We start from the raw sequence: 3,565 nt of genomic DNA, 5'->3' as shown, positions 1-3,565 counted from the left end.
GGTTGCGTCCTGAGAAGTGGTGTACGGGCTCCCACCTGATCCGGGCGTTTGTCCCGGCGTCGGAGTGAGTGTCCGGATACAAGAACGGCCACCGGCTGATCTTCGAGTTGTCGAAGCTCGAAGGAGATCAGCACGATGACCGCACCTGACAGTCTGCCGCTGCACGCCCTCGCCGAGGACAACCTGGCCGCGGCGAGTCCCGATCTGCTGCGCGCGATGGTCAAAACGTTCGCCGACGCGCTCATGTCCGCCGAGGCCGACGCCCTCTGCAACGCCGAATACGGGCAGGTCAGCGACGAACGCGTCAACCACCGCAATGGATATCGCCCACGAGAGTGGGACACCCGGGCCGGCACCGTCGAACTGGCCATCCCCAAGTTGCGCCAGGGCAGTTACTTCCCGCACTGGCTCCTGGAACGCCGCCGCAGGGCCGAGCAGGCCCTCATCTCGGTGGTCGCCACCGCCTACCTGCTCGGCGTCTCCACCCGCAGAGTCGAGAAGCTCGCCGAGTCCCTGGGCGTCACGCAGCTGTCGAAGTCACAGGTCAGTGCGATGGCCAAGCACCTGGACGAGCAGGTCGCCGCGTTCCGCAACCGGCCTCTGGATGCCGGGCCCTACTCGTTTGTCTGGGTGGACGCGCTGACCCAGAAGGTCCGCGAGGGCGGCCGCATCATCAACGTCCACGCGCTGATCGCGGTGGGCGTCAACGCCGACGGACACCGCGAGATCCTCGGCCTGGACGTCGCCACCGCCGAGGACGGCGCCGGCTGGCTCGCCTTCCTACGCTCGCTTATCGCCCGCGGCCTGACCGGCGTCCAGCTCGTCATCTCCGACGCCCACGCCGGCCTCGTCGACGCCATCGGCGCGGTGCTGCCCGGCGCGTCGTGGCAGCGATGCCGCACGCATTGAAGCCGTAAAGAATCAACTTGTCGGTGTGTCGGTTTCTTCATCTGCGGCGGCAAGGAGTTCGGTGGCGGTGCGGTAGCGGGTGGTGGCCGGAGGTGGGAGAAGTCCGCCTTCGGCAAGCAGGGGCCGGATCTCGCGGACGACGTTCCCGATCGAGGACCTGCTCACGTCCCCCAGCACGTCGGCGAGGACGTCCAGGGTGCACAGTTTCCGCAGGTAGAGGATGGCGACAACGACGCGTTCTCTGTCGCCGAGCTTCTGAGGGAAGACGCCGCCGCGGCTGCCCGGCTGGCGATCGGCGCCCCGGCGCTGGTAGGAGGCACGTTCGACCTGGGCAACCTGGCGTGGGGCGAGGCGGCAAGTGAGTGCATCCAGCTCCGTGCGGGACATGCCGGTAAGCCGCGGATGGGACAGGCTCTCCATGATTTGGGTGCGCGGCGGGCTCTTGTCTGTGTCGAGGAAGACCATCAGCGTCTGCTCCGTGGTGAACCGGCTGGGGGCGTAGCCGGGCTGGTGGCCGTGGTCCTCCAGGACCCGTCGGGTCTCGGCGACGAGGTGGCCGATGCAGGTGGGGGTCACCTCCAGCATGTCGCCCAGCAGCTTCATCGAGCAGACCTGGCGGTGGTAGAGGAGGGTGAGCATCACCCGGGTGGCGTCGTCGAACAGCGGCTTGGCCCGCTGGTTTCCGGTTGCGCGCCGGGCGCGTCCGCCTCGCTGCTCGCTGTAGCGTTCCTGGGCCCGGGCGGCCTGCAGCGGGGCCAACTCGGCGCATAGGTCTGCGAGTTCCGTGCCATTCAGCCCGGTCAGACGTGGGTCCGCGAGTCGGGTGAGGAGCTCGCGGCGGCGATCGGCGACGCCGTGTGCCTCGCCGGCTGGCGACACCTGTGGCGCGGAGGGTTCGGGCACCAAGGTGTAGTTCCACTGGCCGTGAACCTCATGCCGGACCAGCGGCAGCGCGGCGAAGCGGTCCTTACTGATCGCGATGCCGGTGGGGTAGTCGCCGGGATCCAGGTGGGCCTCGACGCGCAGACCAGCCCGGGTGCGAGTCGCGGCGATCGTCTCGATAACGACGTCGTGGCTGGTCAGCGGCCTGCCACGCCAGTTGTGGGTGATGTGGGAGAACAGCCGGTGCTCGATTTTGTTCCACTTGCTTGTGCCTGGCGGAAAGTGACACACCGTGATCGTCAGGCCCGTCTCGGCGGCCAGGGCAGCCAGTTCGCTCTTCCAGACCCGGTAACGGTAGCCATTGGAGCCGCCCGCGTCCGAGGTGATCAGCAGCCGTGACGCCTTCGGGTAGTCGAGGCTGCCGCGACAGCGCCACCAGCGGCGGATGGACTCGACCGCGAAGACCGACGTGTCGTGGTCGACACCGACGTTGACCCAGCCGGTGTTGCGGGCGATGTCGTAGATCCCATACGGGATCGCCTGCTGAACGTCCGGGCCGCTGAAGAAGAAGTGATGGTCCTCCACTTCGACCGGCTCGCCCCTGGGCCGCCAATCGCGGCCGGCCATGGGCAGCCGTCCGATCTGCTCACGCTTCTTCGTGTCTACGCTGATCACCGGCTCGCCGTCGGCCTGGTGCTGCTTGACCTGCTCGTTGATGTAGCGGAACTGGGCATCCCGGTCGGGATGCTGGGCACCCTCGAGGGTCTTGACGTTCGCCTGCAGGCTGAAGCCCTCCTGCTTGAGCAGCCGACCCACCGTCGGCGCGGACACCGGGTGCCCCTGTCGGGTCAGCTCCTCGGCCAGGTTGCGCAGCGACTTCGTCGTCCACCGCAGCGGAGACTGAGGATCTCCCCGCTCCTCTGGCTCAACCAGGGCCAACAAGGCTTTGAGCAGGGCAGGATCGTTGGCTTCGGCCCGCTTGCGGCCTCCACCTGGTGCACGCACCCGGCCGTCCGCCAGCGGCCCGGCCCCCGCTTCCAGCTCCGATACGCCACGACGCACGGTCGTCTCGCTGACCTGCGCGATCCGCGCTACCGCCCGTATGCCGCCGTGCCCGAGCAGCCGGGCCTCGGTAGCCAGGGCCAGCCGCCGCTGCCGCTCGTTCAAGTGCGGCAACAACACCGTGAACCTGCACTCGAGTTGGGAACAGATCTCCTTCGGAACCGCCATACCCTGACAACGAGCCTGTCCCTGTAAAGCAGCACCTTGATTCTTTACGGCTTCATTACGCCCGCAACCTGCTCAGCCAGGTTCCGAAATCGGCCCAGCCGTGGGTGGCCACGCTGCTGCGGACCATTTTCGAACAGCCCGACACCGACGCGGTCCGGGCCCAGATGGCACACGTCCTGGACGCCCTGGAGGCCAAGTTCCCCAAAGCCGCGGCCCACTTGGACACTGCCCAGCACGACCTGCTGGCCTTCACCGCGTTCCCGCGCGAGATCTGGCGGCAGATCTGGTCGAACAATCCGCAGGAACGGCTGAACAAGGAGATCCGGCGTCGCACCGACGTGGTCGGTATCTTCCCCGACCGCACCGCCGTCATCCGGCTCGTCGGCGCGGTCCTGGCCGAGCAGAACGACGAGTGGACCGAGGCCCGCCGCTACATGGGACTCGACCTGCTCGGCAAGGCCCGCCTCCACCCGATCGAGTCAGAAACCGACGAGACCGCCCTGCCCACCGAACTCACCGCATAGCCTCAAACCGAGATCACCGA

Annotated in this window: 1 protein-coding gene and 2 pseudogenes; 2 read left to right on the top strand and 1 reads right to left on the bottom strand. The window is 67.6% G+C overall.

Annotated features, from left to right (window positions below; translation table 11 throughout):
* Nucleotides 1–135 precede the first annotated feature (135 nt).
* Nucleotides 136–906: pseudogene (locus FNH08_RS47070) on the top strand (IS256 family transposase); the annotation flags it as partial.
* Nucleotides 907–921: 15 nt separating this feature from the next.
* Here FNH08_RS47070 and FNH08_RS47065 read toward each other — a convergent pair.
* A complete protein-coding gene (locus tag FNH08_RS47065; protein WP_152777997.1) occupies nt 922–3,021 on the bottom strand; it encodes an ISAzo13 family transposase in 2,100 nt (699 codons plus the stop codon).
* 47 nt (nt 3,022–3,068) lie between these two features.
* Between FNH08_RS47065 and FNH08_RS47060 the strand changes: the two are divergent.
* Nucleotides 3,069–3,545 (top strand): annotated as a pseudogene (locus FNH08_RS47060) (transposase); the annotation flags it as partial.
* Nucleotides 3,546–3,565 lie beyond the last annotated feature (20 nt).

This window comes from Streptomyces spongiae, from assembly GCF_009377185.1.
Classification (GTDB): Bacteria; Actinomycetota; Actinomycetes; order Streptomycetales; family Streptomycetaceae; genus Streptomyces; species Streptomyces spongiae.
The sequence above is the reverse complement of the archived record's forward strand: the minus strand, read 5'-3'. Positions and strand labels throughout refer to the sequence as shown.